The sequence below is a fragment of the Dactylosporangium sp. CA-139114 genome, assembly GCF_050955725.1.
In the GTDB taxonomy this organism is placed as follows: domain Bacteria; phylum Actinomycetota; class Actinomycetes; order Mycobacteriales; family Micromonosporaceae; genus Dactylosporangium.
In genome coordinates this window covers 1,569,294-1,585,995 of record NZ_CP192080.1, presented here as the reverse complement: position 1 = coordinate 1,585,995, position 16,702 = coordinate 1,569,294, and the positions used below count along the sequence as shown (strand labels likewise).

20 protein-coding genes are annotated in these 16,702 nt (G+C 72.4%); 4 read left to right on the top strand and 16 right to left on the bottom strand.

Annotated elements, in window-relative coordinates; translation table 11 throughout:
• Positions 1-3: 3 nt before the first annotated feature.
• From dprA to ACQP2P_RS07105, 4 genes are all read right to left on the bottom strand, one after another.
• Positions 4-1,275, bottom strand: a complete 1,272-nt coding sequence (dprA, locus tag ACQP2P_RS07120; protein ID WP_433614112.1) for a DNA-processing protein DprA — start codon at positions 1,273-1,275, stop codon at positions 4-6.
• The gene (locus tag ACQP2P_RS07115) at positions 1,272-2,786 is read right to left on the bottom strand and encodes a YifB family Mg chelatase-like AAA ATPase (protein WP_433619027.1); all 1,515 of its coding nucleotides are present in this window, start codon (positions 2,784-2,786) and stop codon (positions 1,272-1,274) included. Before ACQP2P_RS07115 ends, dprA begins: the two co-directional genes overlap by 4 nt.
• Positions 2,786-3,139 carry a YraN family protein gene (locus ACQP2P_RS07110; RefSeq protein ID WP_433614111.1) on the bottom strand — a complete coding sequence of 118 codons (354 nt, stop codon included), beginning with the start codon at positions 3,137-3,139 and terminating at the stop codon, positions 2,786-2,788. The genes ACQP2P_RS07115 and ACQP2P_RS07110 overlap by 1 nt, the downstream gene beginning before the upstream one ends.
• Positions 3,140-3,301: 162 nt before the next feature.
• Complete coding sequence (locus ACQP2P_RS07105; RefSeq protein WP_433614110.1) at positions 3,302-4,225, bottom strand: bifunctional helix-turn-helix transcriptional regulator/GNAT family N-acetyltransferase; 924 nt, start codon at positions 4,223-4,225, stop codon at positions 3,302-3,304.
• Between ACQP2P_RS07105 and ACQP2P_RS07100 the strand changes: the two genes are divergently transcribed.
• The 4 genes from ACQP2P_RS07100 (at position 4,224) to ACQP2P_RS07085 (ending at position 7,693) form a co-directional block, all read left to right on the top strand.
• Positions 4,224-4,610 carry an ACT domain-containing protein gene (locus tag ACQP2P_RS07100; protein WP_433614109.1) on the top strand — a complete coding sequence of 129 codons (387 nt, stop codon included), beginning with the start codon at positions 4,224-4,226 and terminating at the stop codon, positions 4,608-4,610. The genes ACQP2P_RS07105 and ACQP2P_RS07100 overlap by 2 nt on opposite strands.
• The gene (locus ACQP2P_RS07095) at positions 4,607-4,969 is read left to right on the top strand and encodes a hypothetical protein (RefSeq protein ID WP_433614108.1); all 363 of its coding nucleotides are present in this window, start codon (positions 4,607-4,609) and stop codon (positions 4,967-4,969) included. Before ACQP2P_RS07100 ends, ACQP2P_RS07095 begins: the two co-directional genes overlap by 4 nt.
• Before the next feature lie 482 nt (positions 4,970-5,451).
• Positions 5,452-6,339 (top strand): tyrosine recombinase XerC, encoded by an 888-nt coding sequence (locus ACQP2P_RS07090; RefSeq protein WP_433619025.1) that lies wholly within the window; start codon positions 5,452-5,454, stop codon positions 6,337-6,339.
• Between the two features lie 196 nt (positions 6,340-6,535).
• Entirely contained in the window at positions 6,536-7,693 is a 1,158-nt protein-coding gene (locus ACQP2P_RS07085; RefSeq protein ID WP_433614107.1) for an aminotransferase class V-fold PLP-dependent enzyme, read from the top strand.
• A gap of 29 nt (positions 7,694-7,722) precedes the next feature.
• Here the strand turns inward: ACQP2P_RS07085 and ACQP2P_RS07080 are convergent, their stop codons facing one another.
• From ACQP2P_RS07080 to ACQP2P_RS07025, 12 genes are all read right to left on the bottom strand, one after another.
• A complete protein-coding gene (locus tag ACQP2P_RS07080) occupies positions 7,723-8,319 on the bottom strand; it encodes a M23 family metallopeptidase (RefSeq protein WP_433614106.1) in 597 nt (198 codons plus the stop codon).
• A 129-nt stretch (positions 8,320-8,448) separates the two neighbouring features.
• Positions 8,449-8,769, bottom strand: a complete 321-nt coding sequence (locus ACQP2P_RS07075) for a DUF2469 domain-containing protein (RefSeq protein ID WP_033357832.1) — start codon at positions 8,767-8,769, stop codon at positions 8,449-8,451.
• Positions 8,766-9,512, bottom strand: a complete 747-nt coding sequence (locus tag ACQP2P_RS07070) for a ribonuclease HII (RefSeq protein WP_433614105.1) — start codon at positions 9,510-9,512, stop codon at positions 8,766-8,768. Before ACQP2P_RS07070 ends, ACQP2P_RS07075 begins: the two co-directional genes overlap by 4 nt.
• A gap of 1 nt (position 9,513) precedes the next feature.
• Entirely contained in the window at positions 9,514-9,972 is a 459-nt protein-coding gene (locus tag ACQP2P_RS07065) for an NUDIX hydrolase (protein ID WP_433614104.1), read from the bottom strand.
• Between the two features lie 21 nt (positions 9,973-9,993).
• Entirely contained in the window at positions 9,994-10,635 is a 642-nt protein-coding gene (gene lepB / locus ACQP2P_RS07060) for a signal peptidase I (RefSeq protein ID WP_433084293.1), read from the bottom strand.
• A gap of 21 nt (positions 10,636-10,656) precedes the next feature.
• Positions 10,657-11,514 carry a signal peptidase I gene (lepB, locus tag ACQP2P_RS07055; RefSeq protein WP_433619024.1) on the bottom strand — a complete coding sequence of 286 codons (858 nt, stop codon included), beginning with the start codon at positions 11,512-11,514 and terminating at the stop codon, positions 10,657-10,659.
• Positions 11,515-12,328: 814 nt separating this feature from the next.
• Positions 12,329-12,688, bottom strand: coding sequence for a 50S ribosomal protein L19 (gene rplS, locus ACQP2P_RS07050; RefSeq protein WP_350621052.1), 360 nt, complete (start codon positions 12,686-12,688; stop codon positions 12,329-12,331).
• Between the two features lie 130 nt (positions 12,689-12,818).
• A complete protein-coding gene (trmD, locus tag ACQP2P_RS07045) occupies positions 12,819-13,535 on the bottom strand; it encodes a tRNA (guanosine(37)-N1)-methyltransferase TrmD (RefSeq protein ID WP_433614103.1) in 717 nt (238 codons plus the stop codon).
• Positions 13,532-14,080: a ribosome maturation factor RimM gene (gene rimM, locus ACQP2P_RS07040; RefSeq protein ID WP_433619022.1), complete on the bottom strand. Its 549-nt coding sequence runs from the start codon at positions 14,078-14,080 to the stop codon at positions 13,532-13,534. The genes trmD and rimM overlap by 4 nt, the downstream gene beginning before the upstream one ends.
• 6 nt (positions 14,081-14,086) lie before the next feature.
• Positions 14,087-14,344, bottom strand: a complete 258-nt coding sequence (locus ACQP2P_RS07035; RefSeq protein WP_033357826.1) for an RNA-binding protein — start codon at positions 14,342-14,344, stop codon at positions 14,087-14,089.
• Entirely contained in the window at positions 14,319-14,780 is a 462-nt protein-coding gene (gene rpsP / locus ACQP2P_RS07030; RefSeq protein WP_433084290.1) for a 30S ribosomal protein S16, read from the bottom strand. Before rpsP ends, ACQP2P_RS07035 begins: the two co-directional genes overlap by 26 nt.
• Before the next feature lie 974 nt (positions 14,781-15,754).
• Positions 15,755-16,378 (bottom strand): DUF402 domain-containing protein, encoded by a 624-nt coding sequence (locus ACQP2P_RS07025; RefSeq protein ID WP_433619020.1) that lies wholly within the window; start codon positions 16,376-16,378, stop codon positions 15,755-15,757.
• Positions 16,379-16,702: the final 324 nt, after the last annotated feature.

The following is a 16,702-nucleotide window of genomic DNA, read 5'->3' as shown; positions in this document are numbered from 1 at the left end:
CGCTCACCACCCCTCCTCTCCGCCGGGCGGTCGGGGCTCCGCGCTCCCCCGGCGGCCCGCCGGGCGCCCGGCCGGCGGCGGTTCGCCCTCGACCGGACCGCGCGGCTCGCTGCTGAGCCGGTAGCCGTCCGGCCCCGACACCACGAACCCGAGCTCCTCCAGCAGCGGCAGATTCCGGCGAGCATCGCGCCCGCTGACCCCGGCCGTGGCGGCGATCTGCTCCGCCGTCGTCGCCCGCCGCGGCCGGACCGCGTCCAGAATGCGAGCCTGCAGCGGATCAAGGACGTCCTCGGGCCGCCCGGCCCCCTGGATCGGCGTGGCCAGCTCCCCGATGCTGCCGATCTCCTCGATGACCTCCTCGACCCGAGTCACCAGCACCGTGCCCGGCTGCCGCAGCTCGACGTGGCAGCCGACCGACATCGGCGAGTTGATCGGCCCGGGCACGACCATCGCGGTGCGTTGGAGCAGCCGTGCGTACCCGAGTGTGCTGCGCGCCCCGCTGCGTGACCCGGCCTCGATCATCACCGTGCCCCTCGTCGCCGCGGCGATCACCCGGTTGCGGGTCAGAAACCGCGTCTTGTGCGGGTGGGTGCCGGGTGGCCACTCGGTGACCAGCAGCCCCTCGTCGCCGATCTGCTCCAGCACCGCCGCGTTCGCCGCCGGGTACGCCTTGTCGATCCCGCACGCCAGCACCGCGACCGTCGCGCCGGCTCCGGCCAGCGCACCCCGGTGCGCGGTCACGTCGACGCCGAGCGCTCCGCCGGACACGACCGTGCACCCGCACTCCGCGAGCCCGTACGCGAACTCCGACGCGACATACGCGCCGTACCCGGTGATCGCCCTCGCGCCCACCACCGACACGGACCGCTCCAGCGTCTCGGCGAACCGCAGCGGTCCGCGCAGCCAGACACACATGGGCGGATCGGTGTCCCGGCGCAGCATGTTGCCCTCGCGGCTGGCCTTGACCAGATCGTCGAGCGCCGACGGCCACTCTTCGTCGACCGCGGTGACGATCCGCGCCCCGAGCCGCTCCGCCAGCTCCTCCATCCGCTCGGCGAGCTGCGTGCCCACGTCCGGCGAGCCCTCCACGCCGGAGCCGCGCACCCGCGCCTGCACCGCCCCCGCCAGCGCGCGCGAGATGCCGAACCCACCGACCACCCGAGCCAACGCCTCCTGTGCGCCGACCGAGCGCACGAGCACACCGAGCTCGCGGCATCCGGGCTCGACGAGCATCCCGAGCGCCATGCGCGCCACCCGCTCCTCCCCCGGCCTCATCGCACGGTCCTCGAACGCAGCTCGAGCGCTTCCCGCACGTCCGCCGCCTCGGGCCGCACCCGCCCATCGAGATCCGCGATCGTCCACGCCACCCGCACGGCTCGGTCAAAGCCCCGCGCGGACAGGCGACCGCGGTCCATCGCGTCGGTCAGTGGCCTCACCACCGGCCTCGGCAGGCGGAACCTGTGATGTCGCAGTAGCGAGCCCGAGACCTCGCCGTTCGACGCGGCCGCGGGCTTCCATCGCTCACCAGCAGCTTCGCGGGCCTTTTGCACTCGATCGGCGACTACCGCCGTCGACTCGACCTGCTCGGCGACGACGAGGGCGGCCGACCGGACGGGATCCAGGTCCACCTGGAGGTCGACGCGATCCATCAGTGGCCCGGAGAGCCTCGCCTGGTAGCGCCGCCGGACGATCGACGAGCACTCGCACAGCTTCTTGCCACCCGGCTTCGCGCATGGACAGGGGTTGGCCGCGAGGACCAACTGTGTCCGAGCCGGATACACGGTCTCGCCGTTGATCCGCCGCAGCCTCACCTCGCCCTCCTCCAGAGGCTGCCGCAGTGCCTGCAGCGCACCATTGGCGAACTCGGCACATTCGTCGAGAAACAGCACCCCGTTGTGGGCCAGGCTGATCGCACCGGGCTTGGCCAGCCCGCTGCCGCCCCCGACGAGCGCGGCGATCGAGGCCGTGTGATGTGGCGCCTGGAGCGGAGCCCGGCGGATGAGGCCACTGCCCGGCGGCAGCGCACCGGCGACCGAGTGCAGTGCCGTCACCTCAAGTGCCTCCTGATCCGCGAGAGGTGGCAGCACGCCCGGAAGCCGAAAGGCGAGCATTGTCTTACCCGCTCCAGGCGGACCGAACATCGCGACATGGTGTCGTCCGGCCGCGGCGAGCTCGATGACACGGCGGCCCCGCTCCTGGCCCAGGACGTCAGCGAGGTCGAGCGGAGCAGCCTCCGCCGGCGGCGCCTGGGGCGTCGGGTCAAGCAGATTTTCGGAGCCGTGCAGGTAGCCGATGATCCGGCCGAGGCTGTCGGTGGCGCGGACCTCGATGTCGGGGACGAGGCGGGCCTCGGTGACGTTCGCCAGCGGCACCAGAGCCAGCTCCTTCCCGGCCCGGCTCGCGGCCAGAACGGCCGGCAGCACCCCGCGAACCGGCCGGACGGTGCCGTCGAGCCCCAGCTCGCCGAGGATCACGGCGCCCTTGAGCCGTCCGATGGGCAGGTCGGCCCCGGCCGCGAGCACCGCGATCGCCACGGCGGTGTCGAAGCCGGAGCCGTGCTTGCGCACGTGCGCCGGGAGGAGGTTGACGGTGATGCGCGCCTGCGGCCAGTACGCGCCGGAGTTCTGCACGGCCGCCCGGACACGGTCGCGGGCCTCGCTCAGCGCCGCGTCCGGCAGGCCGGAGACGACGAGACTGGGCAGGCCGGGGGCCACGTCGGCCTCGACGACGATGACCTCACCGGCCACGCCGTGCAGGGCGACGGAGTAGACGCGGGCGTACCCCATCAGAACGCCCCACGCAGGTGCTGGATGGCCACGCCCCGGCCGACGAGCACGCCGATCACGTCGAACCGGACGCGTTCCCAGCGCACGTCGTTCGCGGCCAGCCACATCTGGGCGAGCCTGCGCAGGCGGCGGACCTTGGCCGGCACAAGCGCCTCGGCGGGCTGGCCGTATCGGGTGCTGCTGCGGGTCTTGACCTCGACGAACACCACGTCGGCGCCGTCGCGGGCGACCACGTCCAGCTCGCCCGCCGGGCTGCGCCAGTTGCGGTCGAGCAGGACGAGGCCCTGTGAGACGAGGTATCGGCAGGCGACTCGTTCACCGAAGCCGCCGACGAGCTGGTTGTGGTTCGTCATGCGGGCGACTCTCGCGGATCGGGGTGATCACTGCGTCGCGCCGAAGCCCAGACCTGTGGACAACGAGGTGCTTGTGGATAAGTTCGAGGGAGTTCGGTGATGTTGGTATGCGGGCGGGTCGCGGCGCAGGCCGGGCGGCTTGGGGCCGCAACCGGGCCGTCGTCAGAAAATTTTCCGCCAGTGCTGGTGTACGAGGTCCTGGCCGTAGGCCGGCTTGCGCTCCTCGTGATCGAGCTCGAACCCGGCTCGCTGGTACAGGCGGCGAGCGGCGCCGAGGATGTCGTGCGTGAACAGGACCATGTCGCGGTAGCCGGCGCTGCGGGCGAAGCGGACGCACTCGTCGACGAGGCGGCCGCCGACGCCGAGTCCGCGAGCCTTGGGCTCGACGAGCAACAGCCGGAGCTTCGCGGTCCCCTCACCCGCGCGGACGCAGAAGATCGAGCCGACGGGCTCGCCGTCGACCTCGGCGATCCAGCCGCGATCCCAGCGCGGGTCGTGCGACTCGGCATAGTCCGCGACGATGCGGGCGACCATCGCCTCGAACTCGTCGTTCCAGCCGTACTCCGCGGTGTAGAGCGCCCCGTGGCGCTGGACGACCCAGCCGAGGTCGCCCGGGCCCGGTGGGCGCAGCACGACCGTGGGCGCGGACGCCGTACGGTCGCCAAGGATCGTCTCGATGGCGTCCATGGCGCCGATGAGGCGCCGCCGGTCCACCTCCGTCACCGCACCCAGCAGGGCCGCCGCCTGCGCGTCCGAGCGCTGGTCGAGCTCGGCCTGGGCCGTCCGCCCGGCGTCGGTGAGGCGGATGCGCTGCTTGCGCGCGTCCGCGTCCGAGCGCTCCCGCACGACCAGGCCGTCGCCCTCGAAGCGGCCCAGGATGCGGCTCAGGTAGCCGGCGTCCATGTCGAGCCCCTGCCGGAGGTCCGCGACGTCCAGCACGCGCGCGGGCGCGGCGGCGAGCTCGTAGAGCACCCGGGCCTCGGCGAGCGAGTACGGCGAGTCGAGCAGTCCGGCCCGCAGCACGCCGATCAGGTTCGTGTAGAAGCGATTGAACCGCCGGAACGCGGCGACCGACTCGATAGTCATGCTTGACATCGTCATCAGATCCTTTGACGTTGTCAACGAATTCTCGGAAAGCCGGGCGACGTGGCGTCGTAACGGCCGGGAAACGCAGCGTCGTCAGGCTTGCCCCATGTCGCTACGTCACGTGATCGTCGAACTTCCCGACCGGCCCGGCTCGCTCGGCCAGGTGACCACGTTGCTCGGCCGCCTCGGTGTCGACATCCGCCAGATGCGCGTCCTCGGCCGCGACGGCACCGTGGCGACGGACGAGTTCGTGGTCAGCGTCCCCGGCCCGGTGATCGACCGGATGCTGCCGGAACTGATCGAAGAAATCCAAGGTGTACGCGTCCGGTCGATTGAGCCGACGCATAGCGATAGCGGGATATCGGGCGCTATCGTGGCGGTATGACTGCTCCGGTCGAGAAACTCGTGGAGCTGCTCGAGACGCTCCCGACCGCGACCCGCCAGGAGATCACCGCCTGGCTGCTCGGACGCACGGTGCCCATGGACCGCAGCGGGCTCTTCGCCACCGCGGCGCTGCGCGGCCGGAACCTCATCGGGCCGCCCGACCTCGGCCAGGAGTCGGCCTCCCACGGCGTCCTGGGTGGTTCGCTGCCGCCCGGTGAGGAGAGTCAGCTGGTCACGTTCCGGCTGCCGGCCGAGCGGCACGCCGAGCTGCGCGTGTGGTGCACCGAGCACGGCTTCACGATGGCGGCCGTGGTGCGCGGGCTGATCGAGCGGTTCCTCGAAGAGCAGCAGCGCCGTTGACTCCGCGCGAGGCATCGCCGGACGGCTCCGGCATCGACGCAGACGCGGGCGCGGACACAGGCGCGGGCGCGACCGCGAGCACCGACACCGCCACACGCGCGAGCGCTGACACAGACGCTGGCGCGGGCACGGGCGCTGGTACAGACGCGGGCGCGGGCGCGGACACAGGCTCAGGCGCTGACACCGGCACAGGCGCGGGCGCTGGCACAGGCGCGAGTGCTGGTGCAGAGACAGGCGCGGGCGCCGGCATGGGCGCCGGAGCACACGCGTCCGAGCGCCTGCGCGACATCACCGCGACGGCGCGGGCGAGCGCGGCGACGAAGGCCGGCACAGCGCCCACCGCCAAACAGCAAGGCGCGGCCGCGCGCGGACGCGGCTCCGCCCCGTCGCGTGGCGGCACCGCGGGCCGCAGCGGCGGACGTGGCCAGGCCGCCGCTCCCCCGCCCGGCACCGCCGAGCTGCACGAGCGGCTGCCCGCGAGCATGCGGGACGCGGTCGACGACTTCGCGCGGTACCTCGCGGCCGAGCGGAACCGGTCGGTGCACACCGTGCGGGCCTACGTCGGCGATGTCGTGTCGCTGCTCGACCACGCCGCGGCCGGAGGCGCGGACGCGCCCGCGGGGCTGAGCCTCGCGGTGCTGCGCGGGTGGCTCGCGCGGAGGCGCGCGGCCGGGGACGCCCGCACGAGCCTCGCCCGGCACGCCGCGGCCGCGCGGACGTTCACCGCCTGGGCCGCGCGCGAGGGACTCATCGAGACGGATCCGGGCCAGCGTCTGGCCAGCCCGAAGGCGCACCGGGACCTGCCGACCGTGCTGCGCGCGGACCAGGCGGAGACGCTGGTGACGTCGCCGTCGGGCCGCGCGGACGCGTTGGGGTTGCGGGACCGGCTGGTGCTCGAGCTGCTCTACGGCACCGGGATCCGCGTCAGTGAGCTGTGCGGCCTGGACCTCGGCGACGTCGACCGGATGCGCCGCGTCGTGCGGGTGGTGGGCAAGGGTGACAAGGAGCGCTCGGTGCCCTACGGGCTGCCCGCCGACGATGCGCTGACCGCCTGGCTCCGGCACGGCCGCCCGGCCCTCGAGGGTGCCGGGAGCGGTGCGGCGCTGCTGCTCGGCGCGCGCGGTGGCCGGCTGCAGGCGGGCTCGGCGCGGCGGATCGTCGACGCGTACGCGCGGGCGGCCGGGCTCCCCCACACCTCGCCGCACGACCTGCGGCACTCCGCCGCCACGCACCTGCTGGAAGGCGGGGCCGACCTGCGCTCGGTCCAGGAACTGCTCGGGCACGCGTCGCTGTCGAGCACCCAGATCTACACCCACGTGTCGATCGAGCGGCTGCGCGCCGCATACGAGCAGGCGCACCCGCGCGCGTAAAACGCGACGCACGCGGGCGAAAGGACGCGACGCACCCGGGCGCGAAGGACACGACGCACCCGAGCGCGAGAGACGCGACGCACGCATACGTGCAGGACGCGAGACAGGCGAGCGCGCAGGACGCGCGGTGGGCGAGCGGGATGGGTCCGCGGCAAGTAGGCGCGGGAGCCGGGGTGGGAGCCCTAAGATCGTGGATGTGTCCGCTCCCGAGCCGATTCCCGGTGCTCGGCTGCTGTTCTCGCACGACGCAGCCGTCGCGCACCTGAACCACGGCGCCTTCGGGATGGTGCCGGTCGCGGTCCAGCGGGCTCAGCAGCGGGTACGCGAGGAGATGGAAGCCAACCCGCACCGGTTCTTCGCCGTCGGGCTCGAGGAGCGCATCGCCCACGTGCGGCGGCACCTCGCCGCGTTCGTCGGAGCCGACCCCGAGGGCACGGCGCTGGTCGAGAACGTCTCCACGGCGACGTCGATCGTGCTCGGGAGCCTTGATCTCGGTACCGAAGACGAGATCGTGACGACCGATCACGGCTATGGTGCCGTCGACCTGGCGGTCGCCGCGACGTGCCGGCGCACCGGGGCGGTGCATCGGGTCGCGCGGGTGCCGCTGGAGGCCGACGACGCGGCGGTCACGGCGGCGGTGCTGGAGGCGACCACGCCCCGGACCCGGCTGGTGATCGTCGATCACATCACCGCCGCGACCGCGCGCGTGTTCCCGGTGCGGCGCATCGTCGAGGCGGTGCGGGAGCGCCGGGGTGAGCAGGTGGCGGTGCACGTCGACGCGGCGCACGTGCCAGGCGTCATCGACCCGCGGGTGAGTGACCTCGGGGCCGACTTCTGGGCCGGGAACCTGCACAAGTGGGCGTACGCGCCGCGCGGCACCGCGCTGCTCGCCGTCGCGCCCGCGCGGAGGGCACGCATCCGGCCGCTGGTCCTGTCGTGGTCCACCGAGGCCGGCTTCCCCGCGAACCTGGAGTGGCTCGGGTCGCACGACTACACGCCCTGGCTGGCCGCGCCCGCGGGACTGTTCGTGCTGCGCACGCTGGGCATCGAGGCGGTGCGGCGGCACAACACGGCGCTGGCGGAGTATGGGCAGCGCGTGGTCGCGGAGGCGATCGGCGCCGAGGTGCCGGCGGCGACCGGGCTGCCGATGACGGTGATCCCGCTGCGCCCGGGCGTGGCGAGCGACCCGGAGGCGGCGGCGGCGCTGCGCCGGCGGATCTCGGACGAGCTCGCGGCCGAGGTCGGGCTGGCGGCGTGGCGCGGGCGCGGGTATCTGCGGCTGTCCGGCCAGATCTACAACCGGGCCGAGGACTATCAGCGGCTGGCGGCGGGGCTGCCGAAGCTGCTCGCATGAGGCGCTCGAACGAGGCGGAGGAGCGCGGGTCAGTGCAGCGGTAGGAGGCGTACGGGCGCCGGGCGGAGCAGGGTCAGCGGGTCGAGGTACACGTTGCCGTCGGTTCTCAGACCCCAATGCAGGCATGCCGCCACCGGGCAGTTGGGGTGGCCCGGTCTCAGCGTGCCGAGGGGCGTTCCGCGCGAGACCGCCTGGCCCCGGACCACGGTCGCGGAGACCGGCTCGTAGGTGGTGCGCACGCCGCCGGGGTGCTCGACGCTCACCACCGGCCGGCCGCCCACCATCCCGGCGAAGACGACCGTGCCCTCGCCGGCGCTGCGCACGGTCTGGCCGGGGGCGCCCGCGAGGTCCACACCCCGGTGGCCCGCGGCATAACGGTCCGAGGGCGGCTCGAAGCCTCTCGTCACGGTCACCGGGCCGTCGAGCGGCGCCTGGAACACGCCGTCCGCCGGCGTCTCGGCCGGGGCCTCAGCAACGGCCTCAGCAGGGCCGGCCGCGAAGGAGGAGGCCGCGGCCCGCCTGGGCGTGGACAAGGCCGAGGCAGCGGCGGCGATGGCCGTGGAGGCCGCGGCGACGGCGGTGGCGGCGAGGACGAGGAGCCCGATGCGGGTCAAGTTCTTCAACATGGCCGCGAGCGTCGCGGATTCTGGCGGCCAGGGCAAACGCGATCTTGCCGCCTGTGGATAACCGACCCCGGCCTGCACAGGGACTGACAGGCCGGGTCGCGGTGTGCTAACGCACCCGCCGCTGACGCATCAGCCGCCGAAGCCGTTGTCGGGCAGCGAGATGTCGGGCTTCTCGAGCTCCTCGACGTTGACGTCCTTGAAGGTCATCACGCGGACGTTCTTCACGAAGCGAGCCGGCCGGTACATGTCCCAGACCCAGGCGTCGTGCATCTCGACCTCGAAGTAGACCTCGCCGTCCGAGTTGCGCACGTGCAGGTCGACCTGGTTGGCCAGGTAGAACCGGCGCTCCGTCTCCACCACGTAGGAGAACTGGCGGACGATGTCGCGGTACTCCCGGTAGAGCTGGAGCTCCATCTCGGTTTCGTACTTCTCGAGATCTTCGGCGCTCATCGCGGTCCGCCTTCCATAGCCACATTGTCGCCCACTTGCGCCGGAACCCGTGCGGCCTCGCCGGGCGCCACGCCGACGTTACCGCGCCGTGAGCCCGGCCGCCCCACCGCCGCCACGTTCGCGTAGGAGAAACGGTGCTCGGGGCACGGCCCGTGGGCCACGAGGGCCGCGCCGTGCACCGGGGTCGCATAGCCTTTGTGCTCGTTGAAGCCGTATTGCGGGTACGTCTCGTGCAATTGCTCCATGATCCGGTCCCGCGTGACCTTCGCCACGACGCTCGCGGCCGCGACGCACGCGGCGACCTGGTCACCCTTCCAGACCGCGAGGCCGGGGATGCCCAGGCCGTCGACCTTGAAGCCGTCGGTGAGCGCGTACTCCGGCCGCACCGACAGGCTCGCGAGAGCGCGCCGCATGCCGGCCAGGTTGCACACGTGCAGCCCGCGGCGGTCGATGTCGCCGGGCGGGATCACGATCGCGGTCCACGCCTCCGCGCGCCGGATCACCTGTTCGTAGACGCGCTCCCGCGCGGCCGCCGTCAGCAACTTGGAGTCGTTGAGCTCCTCGATCTCGCCGCGGCGGCCCTGCGGCAGGATGACGGCGCCCACGACGAGGGGTCCCGCGCAGGCCCCACGGCCCGCCTCGTCGGCCCCGGCGACCCGGTTGAACCCGCGCCGCTGCAGGGCCCGCTCGAGGGCCCACAGGCCCGCGGCGCGGTGCACGACGGTGCGCGGAGGCGCGAGCATCTCAGGCCACCTCCCGCAGCAGGCCGGGAAGGTCGGCGGGGTAGAAGCGCTCCGACGTCGCGGCGAGCTCGTCCGCCGACCACCACCTGGTGGTGTCGACGCTGGTCGCCTCGTAGTCCGCGAGGTGGGAGAGATCAGCGGTGAACGCCTCCGAGCGCACGACGAAGAACGTCTGCTCCTGCGAGTACCGACGGCCGTCGAAGGGAAACTCGACCCGATCGGTGCGGATGGGCCCGACCAGGTCGGACCCGGTGATGCGCAGCCCGGTCTCCTCGTAGACCTCGCGCACGGCCGCGTCGGCGAGCGACTCCCCCGCCTCCAGGCCGCCGCCCACGGTGAACCAGTAGCGGTGCTCGGGCCGCGCCGGGTCGCATCCGCGCATGAGCAGGACGCGCCCGGACGGGTCGAGCAGGAGCACCCGCGCCGCCCGGCGGTCGATGTCTGCCGCGGCCTCCGTCATACCGACGAGACTACGACGCAATCACTTGGAGGTCGGATCCGGCACCTTGTCGAAGGTGTCGGGGACGCTGAGCCACTTGGCCCGGTCGAAGGGCCAGAAGACCACGAAGGCCCGGCCGATCACGGCGTCCTCGGGGATCGTGGCCTGGTTGGGATCTTTCGTGCGGATGAAGTTGTACCGCGAGTCGCCCGAGCGGGACCGATGGTCGCCCATCACCCACAGGCGGTCCTTGGGCACCGTGACGTCGAACTGCTCCTCGCTCGGGAGGTCCTGCAGCCCGTCGGCGTTGGCGTAGATGTAGGACTCGTCCAGCGGCGTGCCGTTGACCGTGATGCGCTGCTTGTCGTCGCAGCACACGACGTGGTCGCCCCCGACGGCGATGACGCGCTTGATGAAGTCCTCTTCGGACGGGTCGTTGCGCCACGAGTCCGGCGCCGTGAAGACGATGACCTCGCCGCGATGCGGGGAGCGGAAGTCGTACACCAGCTTGTTGACGAGCACACGATCCTTGATGAGCAGCGTGTTCTCCATCGACTCGGACGGGATGAAGAACGTCTGCAGGACGAAGGCGCGTACGACGACGGCGACGATGATCGCCACGCCCAGCAACACCGGCAGTTCGCGCCAGAAGCTACTGGGCTTTTTGGTCTGCTCGTCAATCACGCCCTGAAGGGTACGTGCTCGTCACCATCGGCGACGCCTCAACCGCTCCTGACGCGCCGAACGGGTCGAAAGCGAGAACGAGACAGCGATCGGCACAAGTACCATATCTGGGACCAACGGATCGTTGTGCGCACGCGTGACATGCGGCCCGGGTGGCGGCAGAGCCTGCGGTTTCGGGACGTTCTTGAACGTGTCGGGCACGGGTAGCCAGCCCCAGCGGCTGCTCGGCCAGAGGATCACGAACGCGCGGCCGATGACGTTGTCGATCGGCACCTGGCCCTGGCAGCGCGAGTCCTGGGAGACGCCGCGGTGGTCGCCCATCACGAACATCTGCCCGGCCTGGACCTTGATCGGCCCGAACCGGCGCGCCGTGCACTGCCTCGGGTTCGGGGCGGCGTCCAGCGGGGAGTTGTCGTAGAGGTACGCCGACTCGTCGAGCGGATAGCCGTTGACCGTGACGCGCCCGTCGACGTCGCAGCAGGCGACGGTGTCGCCCGGGAGCCCGATCACCCGCTTGATGAAGTCCTTCTCACCCGGCTGGGAGAAGCCGACGAGGTCGCCGACGGTCTGGCCGAGCTCGGCGAAGAAGCCGGCGTTCTTGTCGACCTGGTTCTCGGGCGCCCACGTGTCCGGGCCGGTGAACACGACGACCTCGCCGCGCTCGGGCTCCCGCACGTCGTACAGCACCTTGTTGACCAGCACCCGGTCGCCGACGAGCAGGGTCTCCTCCATCGAGCCCGACGGGATGAAGAACGCCTGCACCAGGAACGTGCGGATGAGCACGGCCAGGCAGAACGCGACGATCAGCAGCAGCGGCAGCTCCTGCCACAGCGGCATGTTCTTGCGCTTGCGGCGGACCTTGCTGCGCCACGTGGACACCGAGTCGTCCTCGAGCGGGGCACCCCGGCGGGGCCGGGCACCCGAGCCCGTCGAGCGCTCGCCACGGTCATAGCCGCGTTCGTACCGATCCGCGCGCTCCCGCTCGCGACGTTCCCGCGGATCGTCGTATCCGGCCTCGTCGTAGCCGCGGTCGCGCTCGAACGCGCGGTCACGCACCATCGGCGGCTCGTCGCGGCCCCATTGGCCGCGCCGGGAGCCGTACGGGTCGTCGTCCCAGGATCGCCCGCGGTTCCAGTCGCCCTGGCCACCGCGATCGTCGCCGCGGCTCCAGCCGCGCTCCGGCTCGCGACCCCAGTCGCCCCGGCCGCCGCCGCCCGAGCTCCAGTCGTCGTCGCGCTGGTAGCCACCCCGGCCCGGCGCGAGGTCGCGCCTGGGCTCCACGTCACGACGACCGGGCACGACGTCGTTGCCGGGCGGCGTCTCGCTGCGCCCATAGGCGTCGCGGGCGTCACGCTGCCAGCCACCGTCGTAGGCGCGCTGCCCCTCTTCGGCGTCCGAGCGCCCCGGGGTCGACCAGTAGTCGTGGCCCGGGTAGCTGACGCCGCCGAAGGGTTGCTGCTGCCCGCGCCGTCCGCCCGCCTGGTCCAGGGGGCGATCGCGCGGGTGTTGGTCGTCGGCGCGATCGTCGTAACCATCGCGGCCGTAGGGGTCACTTGCCATCGGCGTCAGCCTAGATGCACAAGACCACTTTGGGGAGACCGGCTCCAGATGACCGAAAGATCCGGTCCCGGACGCGACGCAGGGAGGGTGCGCGCCGCGCCCCTCCCTGTCGGCGATCCAGCGAAGCCCGAGGTCAGCTGCTGACCTTGGTCTCGCGCTTCTCCTTGATCTTGGCCTTCTTGCCCCGCAGGTCACGGAGGTAGTAGAGCTTCGCGCGGCGCACGTCGCCGCGCGTCACGACCTCGATCCGGTCGACGGCCGGGCTGTTCACCGGGTAGGTGCGCTCGACGCCGACGCCGAAGCTCACCTTCCGGACCGAGAAGGTCTCCCGCAGGCCGGCGCCCTGGCGACGGATCACGACGCCCTGGAAGACCTGGACCCGGGACCGGTTGCCCTCGACGACCCGGGCGTGCACCTTGACGGTGTCACCGGCACGGAAGCTCGGGATATCGGTCCGCTGCGACTGTGCGTCCAGCGCGTCCAGCGTGTTCATCGCGGCTGTTCCTCGTCACTCAAGGCACGCCCGATCTCCGCGGCGCGCGAGGGTTTGTGATCATGGGTGCCGGACACGTCAGGCCGCGGCAACCTCACTACTTTGCCACATCGACGCGCAGAACCTGAAATCAGGCCCCTTGATCACCGTCGGAGGCCCGCCGTTCGAGGGCGGCGATGAGGTCCGGGCGGCGCTCGGCGGTGCGCTGCAGGGCCTGCTCACGGCGCCACCGCGCGATGCGGCCGTGGTCGCCCGAGCGGAGGATGTCGGGCACGTCCAGGCCGCGCCAGCTGGGCGGCTTGGTGTACATCGGCGCCTCGAGGACCCCGTCGGCGTGCGACTCCTCCACCAGCGAGTCGGCGTTGCCCAGCACGCCCGGAAGCAGCCGGGTGACCGCCTCGAGCACCACGAGGACCGCGACCTCGCCCCCGAAGAGCACGTAGTCGCCGAGGGAGACCTCGCTCACGCGCATCCGCGCGGCGGCGTGGTCGAAGACGCGCTGGTCGATGCCCTCGTAACGGCCGCACGCGAACATCAGGTGCTTCTCGCCCGCCAGGGCGCGCGCGGTCGCCTGGGTGAACGGAGCGCCGGCCGGGCTCGGCACGATCAGGTGGGTCTCGGGGCCGGCCAGCGCGTCGAGGGCCTGGCCCCACGGCTCGGGCCGCATCACCATGCCGGGACCGCCGCCGTACGGCGTGTCGTCCACGGTGCGATGGACGTCGTGCGTCCATCTCCGCAGATCGTGTACTGCCAGCTGGAGCGTCCCGTTCGCGCGCGCCTTGCCGATCAGGGACAGATCGAGCGGCGCGAGGTACTCCGGAAAGATCGTGACGACGTCGACCCTCATAGGTCGAAGAGGCCTTCCGGCGGGGTGATCACGATGCGCCGCCCGGGCACGTCGACCTCGGGAACGATCTCGCGCACGAACGGCACCAGGCCGGTGCGCCCGTCGGCGAGCCGCACGACGAGCAGGTCGTGCGCGGGCGCGTGGTCGATGCGCAGCAGCTCGCCCACGTGCTCCCCCGCGGCGTCGACGACGTCGAGCCCGACCAGCTCGTGGTCGTTGAACTCGTCCGGGTCGTCGCTCGGCGGGATCGTGGCGCTGTCCACGCACAGCAGGACGCCGCGCATGTCCTCGGCGAGGTTGCGGTCGTAGATGCCCTCGAAAACCACCAGGAGGCGGCCCTGGTGCGGGCGGACCGTCTCGATGGTGACCGTCGGCGGCGGCCGCCACGCGCCCGGCGGGACGGTCTGCAGACGCCGCACCGCCGTCGAGTCGGTCTCGAGGACCGACCCGACGGCGAAACGCTCAGCCGGCGCGTCCGTGCGCACGTCCACGACGACTTCGCCGCGGACGCCGTGCGCGCGGATGACCTGACCGACGACGAGCAGCATGCGTCAGTACGCGTCGACGATCTCGACGCGCACGCCGCGGCCGCCGATCGACGTGATGACCTGCCGCAGCGCCTTGGCCGTGCGGCCGCCGCGCCCGATCACGGTGCCGAGGTCCTCCGGGTTGACCCGGACCTCCAGCCGCTGACCGCGGCGGGAGTCGACCATCCGCACCCGGACGTCGTCAGGGTTGTCGACGATGCCCTTGACCAGGTGCTCGAGCGCCGGGCGCAGCACGTCAGGCCTCCGCGCCGGCGCCGGCACCGGACTGCTCCTCCGCCTGCGCGGCCGGAGCCTCGGCCTCGGCCTTCTTCTTCGGTTCGGCGGCCTTCTTCGCCTTCGGCGCGTCGGCGAGACCGGCGGCGGCCTGCGCCTCGGCCTCGTAGGCGGCCTTGCGGTCGGGAGCCGCGGCGCGGACCTTCAGCGGCTCGGCCGGGGCCGGCAGACCCTTGAACTTCTGCCAGTCGCCGGTCTTGGACAGGATGGCCTGCACGGCCTCGCTCGGCTGCGCGCCGACGGAGAGCCAGTGCTGGACGCGGTCGGAGTTGACCTCGATGCGCGAGGGCTCCTCCTTCGGGTGGTACAGCCCGACGAACTCGATCGCCCGACCATCGCGCTTGGTGCGCGAGTCGGCGACGACGATGCGGTACTGCGGGTTGCGGATCTTGCCCATCCGCAGGAGCCGGATCTTGACGGCCACTTGGTTGCTCGCTCCTGGATCTGTTGGAAGCCGAGCGACCGCCCGGACACCGTGGGGATGGCGCCGTCGGCTGCTCTGTTGGACTGGCGCGACGCCGGGTTAGAGGGCTCGGACGCACACCGGATACCAGCAGACCATTGTGCCAGACCCGCTACCGTGCGCAAAAACGACCCCGCGTGAGCCCATCCTCTCCCGCGCAACGGCCGCTTGTTCCATATTTCGGCCCTTTTCGCCGGTACCTCCAGTGCAGCCCCCGCCCCTCACCCGAATTCGACCGCCCGGATGCCCTCGACGATGAACGTTTCACGGCCGATCTCCGGAGCGGGTGGCTTCGCCGCGGCTGATCTCCCGAGCGGGTGGCCTCACGCGCGGCCGATCTCCCGCGCGGGGTGGCCTCGCGCGCGGCCGATCTCCCGCGCGGGGTGGCCTCGCGCGCGGCCGATCTCCCGCGCGGGGTGGCCTCGCCCACGACCAATCGCCCGCGCGGGTGGCCTCGCCCACGACCAATCGCCCGCGCGGCTGGCCTCGCACGGCTGATCCCGCACGTCTGGTCTCACACGCGGACGCGTGCGGCTGCCGCTCGGGCTGCGTCATCCGGAGCTCGGTCCGCGCCGCCGGAGGCCGACCACACTGCGGGGCCCGTTCGGCTTCGCTGCCGTGCCACCGGTCGATGACTCAGCCGTCGGCTCGCTCGGTTGCCCCGGTCGCGCGGACGCCCGGACGCCCGGACGCGCGGACGCGGACGCCCGGACGCGCGGACGCCCGGGCGCTTGGACCCTTGGACGCTTGGGAGCTTGGGCGCTCGCCCGACTGCCAGGTCGCCCGGACGTGCGGGTTCTTGGGTCGCTCGGACGCGCGGGTCTCTCGGGTCGCCCGGACGCGCGGGTCCGCTCCGACGCTGGCCTGCTCGGACGCGCGGACGCCCAGGTCGCTCGGGCCCGCCTGTTCGGACGCGCGGAAGCGCCGGGCGGACGTCAGCGAAGCGGGGGCCGATCCCAGCCGGCTTCGAGGCCGGGTAGCTCCCACTCGGGTGGCGGCATGAAGTCCGTCCAGGTGCCGTCGAACGGAAAGCCCCCCGCCTCGATCTCCTTGACGACCCGCAGGCCCTCCTCGCGCACCGCCGCCTCGTCCTCGACCCAGTACTGCTCCGGCAACGCGAGCCGCTCGAGGAACTCCTCCTCGTCCTTCCACTCCCAAGTACGGTCCGGCGCCACGATGATGTCGAGATCCTCGTCGGTCACGTCGACCCCGGACGCGGCCCCCGGATCGCTCCAGCGGATCGCCGGGCGCTCCAGGTTGACGTACCACCCGGTGAACTCGTCCGCATCGTTGCGAAACCACCACACCGAGTGCGCGGGATCGCCGGGCCGGTGCAGCTTCAGCACGCCCGGCCCGTCCCAGGTCCCCTGCTTGAGCGAGGTCCCGCGCGTGACGTAGTCGGCGAACGGCATCGTTCGCATCCCGTACCCGTCACCGGACACCTCGTTGACCACGGGAGTGTGCCGCGCGATCCACAGCAGCAACCCGCGCTCGTCATCGGACACGACGCGCGCGGGCCGTACCCACCCGATCCGCCCCCGCCGCACATTGCGATGCATGATCACCTGGCCGGGCGTGAAGACGACGCTCAACCGCGCTCCCTGGGTAGGCCCCGCCGCGCGGGGTTCCGGTGATATCTGAATTCACTCGCGCCCGGGAGCGGCCATACCCGGCTCGGGAGCGGTCACGCGGGCACTCAAGCCAGCTCGGAGACGGTGGACGCCCGCTCGGGAGCGGCCACACGCTCGGGAGCGGTCACACCCGCTCGGGAGCGGTCACGCGGGCACTCAAGCCAGCTCGGAGACGGTGGACGCCCGCTCGGGAGCGGCCACACGCTCGGGAGCGGCCACGCCCGCTCGGGAGCGGTCACGCGGGCACTCAAG